Annotated in this window: 5 protein-coding genes and 1 pseudogene; 2 read left to right on the top strand and 4 right to left on the bottom strand. The window is 59.8% G+C overall.

The features are described from left to right. Positions 1-578, bottom strand: a pseudogene (locus ACXRVY_RS14405) (electron transfer flavoprotein subunit alpha/FixB family protein); the annotation flags it as partial. After that, a complete protein-coding gene (locus tag ACXRVY_RS14400) occupies positions 579-1,328 on the bottom strand; it encodes an electron transfer flavoprotein subunit beta/FixA family protein (RefSeq protein WP_458237619.1) in 750 nt (249 codons plus the stop codon). Positions 1,329-1,875: 547 nt separating this feature from the next. On the opposite strand from ACXRVY_RS14400, the gene ACXRVY_RS14395 reads away from it, so the two are divergent. Further along, a complete protein-coding gene (locus tag ACXRVY_RS14395; RefSeq protein ID WP_223459546.1) occupies positions 1,876-3,540 on the top strand; it encodes an electron transfer flavoprotein-ubiquinone oxidoreductase in 1,665 nt (554 codons plus the stop codon). A 182-nt stretch (positions 3,541-3,722) separates the two neighbouring features. On the opposite strand, the gene ACXRVY_RS14390 is transcribed toward ACXRVY_RS14395, so the two are convergent. Then, positions 3,723-4,613, bottom strand: a complete 891-nt coding sequence (locus ACXRVY_RS14390) for an AraC family transcriptional regulator N-terminal domain-containing protein (protein ID WP_457266335.1) — start codon at positions 4,611-4,613, stop codon at positions 3,723-3,725. A 203-nt stretch (positions 4,614-4,816) separates the two neighbouring features. On the opposite strand from ACXRVY_RS14390, the gene ACXRVY_RS14385 reads away from it, so the two are divergent. After that, positions 4,817-5,869: an NAD(P)-dependent alcohol dehydrogenase gene (locus ACXRVY_RS14385; protein ID WP_457266336.1), complete on the top strand. Its 1,053-nt coding sequence runs from the start codon at positions 4,817-4,819 to the stop codon at positions 5,867-5,869. Positions 5,870-5,880: 11 nt separating this feature from the next. On the opposite strand, the gene ACXRVY_RS14380 is transcribed toward ACXRVY_RS14385, so the two are convergent. Then, the coding region (locus tag ACXRVY_RS14380; protein ID WP_458237618.1) for an IclR family transcriptional regulator domain-containing protein at positions 5,881-6,265 on the bottom strand (385 nt) is incomplete at its 5' end.

Here is a 6,265-nt window from a genome sequence, read left to right as displayed (position 1 = left end):
CGATCGGACTTGGCCAGTTCTTCGCCAACGAAGCTGGAGATGCCAGCGTCGTGGGCAGCAGCAACAGCTTCAACGGCAGCGGAGCCACCTTCAGCTGCAACCGGATCGAAACCGGTGGCACGCACGGTGATCACCTTGACCGCAGCGTTCGATTGAACGGTAGCGATGGCGTYACCGGCGTAGATCGGACGCTTGAAGGTGTCGGCGCTTTCTACCGAGATGATCTCGGAGATCTGGTCAACGTCCAGTGCAGCGGCAACGCGCGGCAGGATGTTTTTGCCGTTGGAAGTAGCGGCAGCCAGGATGTGGCTGTAGCCCGCAGCCCCTGCTTCTTGAACGAGAGCAGCGACCAGCGGAGCAACGTTTTCCGGCAGCTGGTGCGCGTAGGCAGCGTTATCGGCTACCAGCACTTTAGCCACGCCAGCCACTTTCGCAGCGGCTTCAGCCACGGCGCCAGCGCCCTGGCCTGCAACCAGAACGTGGATGTCGCCACCGATTTTGGCAGCGGCAGCAACGGTGTTCAGCGTGGCCGGGGCCAGCACTTTGTTGTCGTGTTCAGCAATAACCAAGATAGTCATTTAGATTACCTTCGCTTCGTTTTTCAGTTTCTCGACCAGTTCAGCCACCGACTTGACCTTGATACCCGCGCTGCGTGCAGCAGGCGCTTCGACTTTCAGGGTCTTGTTGGTGGAGGCGGTGGAAACGCCCAAAGCGTCCGGAGTCAGCACTTCGAGAGGCTTCTTCTTGGCTTTCATGATGTTTGGCAGAGACGCATAACGCGGCTCGTTCAAACGCAGGTCGGTGGTGACGATGGCCGGCAGTTTCAGGGAAACCGTCTGCGCGCCGCCGTCGATTTCACGGGTCACGGCTACGCTGTCGCCGTTGATTTCGACTTTCGAAGCGAACGTGCCCTGACCGTAGCCGCTCAATGCAGCGAGCATCTGGCCAGTCTGGTTGTTGTCGCTGTCGATGGCCTGTTTGCCAAGGATCACCAGCTGAGGCTGTTCCTTGTCGACAACGGCCTTCAGCAGCTTGGCAACGGCCAGGGAAGTCAGGTCTTCGGCGGACTCGACGAGGATGGCACGGTCGGCACCCAGAGCCAGCGCGGTGCGCAGTTGCTCTTGAGCGGTGGACGGGCCTACGGAGACGACGACGATTTCAGTCRCAACACCCTTCTCTTTCAGGCGTACGGCTTCTTCCACGGCGATCTCGCAGAACGGGTTCATCGACATCTTGACGTTGGCAAGATCGACGCCGGAATTGTCCGCCTTGACGCGAACCTTGACGTTGTAATCCACAACGCGTTTGACAGCTACAAGAACCTTCATGGATTCCTCGTTACTCTCCGGTGAAAAGAAAGTCGCCTAGGCGAACCTGGCGGTTGATGCTCATCGGGCGCAAGGGCACCTCCAAAAACGCCGGCAAAGCTGTCAAGTGACCATCGCTCATGATCTGGATGACCGTCCGTCAGTGGTGACTGATGAGTCATTCAACATCGCGGCGTGTAAACTGCGCATCAACCCCGCGCAGCGCATCACTCTCTACTGCCATCGCCCTGTCTTTAGAGGTGCTCTTGAAACCAACAGTCAGCCTACGGCGAGCGCAAAACCGCCCGTATCTTGACCGGAACACCTATTCCGGTCAATACGCCAAAATGGCCGTTCATAAGCCGGGTGACTTTGATTTCTCTGGCTTTGAGCCATTTCAAACAAACGTTTGTATTGGACGCTGAGAGTGGTGTAGATATAATGCGCCACCAAAGAGAAAGGTGGTTAATCGATTGTCCTCTCCCGGCGCTGCGCAGGGATTCACGGATGCGACACCCGACTTCCAAATTAGAAAAAAAACTGTTGAGCCTTGAGTAGGAGATAGCCTGTGGAACGCGAATACATGGAATTCGACGTGGTCATCGTCGGTGCCGGCCCCGCTGGTCTTTCCGCCGCCTGCCGCTTGAAGCAGAAGGCCGCCGAAGCCGGTAAGGAAATCAGCGTCTGCGTGGTCGAAAAAGGCTCCGAAGTCGGTGCTCACATTCTGTCCGGTGCCGTGTTCGAACCACGGGCCCTGAACGAACTGTTCCCGAACTGGAAAGAACTCGGCGCGCCGCTGAATACGCCAGTCACCCGCGATGACATCTTCGTTCTGAAAAACGCCGACAGCGCGCAGAAAATTCCAGACTTCTTTGTGCCCAAGACCATGCACAACGAAGGCAACTACATCATCTCCCTGGGCAACCTGTGCCGCTGGCTGGCCCAGCAGGCCGAGAACCTGGGCGTGGAAATCTACCCGGGCTTCGCCGCCCAGGAAGCGCTGTTCGACGAGAACGGCGTGGTTCGCGGGATCATCACCGGCGACCTGGGCGTTGACCGCGAAGGCAATCCGAAAGAAGGCCTGTACACCCCGGGCATGGAGCTGCGCGCCAAGTACACGCTGTTCGCCGAAGGTTGCCGCGGCCATATCGGCAAGCAGCTGATCAAGCGCTTCAACCTCGACAGCGAAGCCGATGCCCAGCATTACGGCATTGGCCTGAAGGAAATCTGGGAAATCGACCCGGCCAAGCACCAGCCAGGCCTGGTGGTCCACACTGCCGGTTGGCCGCTGGACATCATGAGCACCGAGAACACCGGCGGCTCGTTCCTCTACCACCTGGAAAACAACCAGGTGGTGGTCGGCCTGATCGTCGATCTTTCCTACAGCAACACCTTCCTGTCGCCGTTCGATGAGTTCCAGCGCCTCAAGCATCACCCGGTGCTCAAGCAATACCTGGAAGGCGGCAAGCGCATCAGCTACGGCGCGCGTGCATTGGCCAAGGGTGGCATCAACTCGCTGCCGAAAATGGTCTTCAAGGGCGGTGCACTGATCGGTTGCGATCTGGGCACCATGAACGTGGCCAAGATCAAAGGCAGCCACACCGCGATGAAGTCCGGCATGCTCGCAGCTGAATCCGTGGCCGAGGCACTGTTCGCTGAAAAAGACGGCACCGAAGAGCTGACCACTTACGTCGACGCCTTCAAGCAGAGCTGGCTCTATGACGAACTGTTCGCCAGCCGCAATTTCGGCCCGGCGATGCACAAGTTCGGCCCGATCATCGGTGCCGGTTTCAACTGGCTCGATCAGAACATCTTCGGCGGCAAACTGCCGTTCACCCTGCACGACACCAAGCCGGATTACGCTTGCCTGAAGCTCGCGGCCGACTGCAAGAAGATCGACTACCCGAAACCGGACGGCAAGATCAGCTTCGACAAACTGAGCTCGGTGTTCATCTCCGGTACCAACCACGAAGAAGAGCAGCCGTGCCATCTCAAGCTGGCCGACCCGAGCATCCCGATCAGCAAGAACCTGCCGCTGTACGATGAGCCGGCACAGCGTTACTGCCCGGCCGGCGTGTACGAAGTGATCACCAAGGAAGACGGCGAGAAGCGCTTCCAGATCAACGCCCAGAACTGCGTTCACTGCAAGACCTGTGACATCAAGGATCCTGCACAGAACATCACCTGGGTGACGCCGGAAGGCTCTGGCGGCCCGACTTACCCGAACATGTAAGCCGAACCGCGAACATCAAGGCTCCCGAAATGGGGGCCTTTTTGTTGCCTGCGATTTGAGCCACACCACAAAACCACTGTAGGAGCGAGCCTGCTCGCGATAGYGGTACATCAGAAAACATTGACGGCGGCTGACACTCCCTCATCGCGAGCAGGCTCGCTCCTACAGGGTTTATCGGTGGATCAGGCTGCGCGCTCATCACCCGGATTACGCTCGAAGTAGCGCTTGTACTCGCGACTGAACTGCGACGTGCTCTGATACCCCACCCGATGCGCCACCTGCGCCACGCCCAGCCCCTCGCCCAGCAACAACTGCTGCGCCTTGAGCAGACGCAATCGCTTCAGATACTGCACCGGCGACAACAAGGTGCTGCGCTTGAAATGCTCGTGAAAGGTCGACGCACTCATGTTCGCGCAACTGGCCAGGGTCTCGACGTTCAGCGGTTCGGCAAAATGCGCATGCAGATGACTGAGGGATGCCGCGATCCGGGCAAATTGCCCTTGCTGCTCAACCAACGCCCGCAATACATCGGCTTGTGGACCACGTAACGCGACGAACAGCAACTCGCGCAAGCGCGCTTGCCCCATGACCTGGCACTCCAGCGGATCGTGCAGGCAACGCAACAGCCGCTCGACACAACCGCGCATCGCATCATCGAGCACTGCCGAGGTCATGGACTCAGGTGTTTGCGCCGGAATATGCCGCCCTGGCGCCAGGCCCATCGCCAACACCAGTTCGCCCAGCATCACCCGGTCGATCGCGACAGAAACGCCCAGCATCGGCCCGTCCGGCGCGGCAAAGGTTTCACACTCGAACGGCACCGGCAGCGCCTGAATCAGATAGTGCCCCGCCCCGTATTCAAGGGTGCGCGGCCCCAGGTACGCCAGTTTGCTGCCCTGGGCGATGATCACCAGGCTCGGCTCGTAGATCTGCGGCCCACGGGCTACATCGCAACTGGCCCGCAGAACCTGCACGCCCGGCAACGCGGTCGGGACGAAACCGTTACGAGTGGACAGCGGCTCGATCAGCGAAACCAGGCTGGCATTGGCATCAAGATGACGGGTCAGCAGCATCGGGGCTCTTCACAAAAAAAGTCACAAAAAAAGTCACGGAAAAAGGGACGAAAGCATCATCGCAGATCCGCTGGCCAATGCGACGGCCCACACCCGCATGCCGGAGGAATAGGCATGACACCCGGAGGAATCGCCATGGTCGCTACCGGGTTCGGCGCCCAGAATGCGCCACCTCACCCGTCAGCGCTTTTGCGAGGTTCACCATGTACACCGCCATCGGATACGCCGCCCAGTCGGCCACCACTCCCCTCGCCCCCGTGAAATTCGAACGTCGCAGCCCAAGGCCTGACGACGTTGCCATCGAGATTCTCTACTGCGGCGTCTGCCATTCCGACATCCATCAGGCCCGCAACGAGTGGGGCATTGCTGTTTACCCGCTGATGCCTGGTCACGAAATCGTAGGCAAAGTGACCGCCGTCGGTGCGAATGTCACCCAACACAAAGTCGGCGATCTGGTCGGTGTTGGCTGCATGGTCGATTCGTGCCGCCATTGCGAAGCTTGCCAGGCCGACCTGGAGCAATACTGCCTCGAAGGCCCGACCATGACCTACGCCACCCCGGACCGCGTGGATGGCAGCAACACCATGGGTGGTTACTCCGACAGCATCGTGGTCAGCGAGCATTTCGTGGTGCGCATCCCGGAAAAACTGGCCCTGGCCAGCGCCGCGCCGATCCTGTGCGCCGGCATCACCACCTACTCACCGCTCAAGCACTACGGCGTGAAGGCCGGTGACAAGGTCGGGATTCTCGGCATGGGCGGCCTGGGCCACATGGGCATCAAGTTCGCCAAGGCCATGGGCGCCGAAGTGACGCTGTTCACCCGTTCGGCAAGCAAGGCCGAAGAGGCTCGCCGCCAGGGCGCGGACCATGTGATCGTGTCCACCGATGACGCGCAGATGCAGGCTGCCGCCGGTCACTTCGACTTCCTGCTCGACACCATTCCGGTGCAGCACGACCTCAACCCCTACCTCGACACCCTGCGTTTCGACGGTGTGCATATTCTGGTGGGGTTGATCGAACCCGTAGAGCCGCCAGTGCATGCGGCCAAACTGGTCTTGGGCCGCCGGGTATTGGCCGGCTCGCTGATCGGCGGCATCGCCGAAACCCAGGAAGTGCTGGATTTCTGCGCCGAACACAACATCACCTGCGACATCGAAATGCTCGACATCCGCCAGATCAACGAGGCTTACGCCCGCATGATCGCCGGTGACGTGAAGTACCGCTTCGTCATCGACATGGCGACATTGAAGCTCTAAACCTTCAAGGCTTAAACCTTCAAACCAAGCTCCGCCGACAGCCGGGCCGTGACCCCTTTGATCAGGGGAATCAGCTCGGCCATTTTTTCCAGCGGCATGTACGGCACGGTACTGGCGATGCTGATGCCKGCGACGATGCGTTTGCTGGCATCGCGGACCGGCGCAGCCACGCAACGGATCGACGGTTCGTTATCTTCCAGATCGAAGGCGTAACCGCCGGCCACGTACTCGACCATGCGCTGCTGAAACTGCTCCCAGGATTGCTCCGGGTGCTGCGGCCAGAATTGATTTTTCCCACCCACCGGCAGACTGACTTCGTACAGGCGCTGCCACTCTTGCGGTGAATCATCGAGCATCAGCGCCTTGCCGATCCCGGTGCGCGCCAACGGCATGCGA

This window comes from Pseudomonas sp. P5_A2_2 (assembly GCF_054177685.1).
Note: the sequence above shows the minus strand (reverse complement) of the source record. Positions and strands in the feature narration are given on the sequence as shown.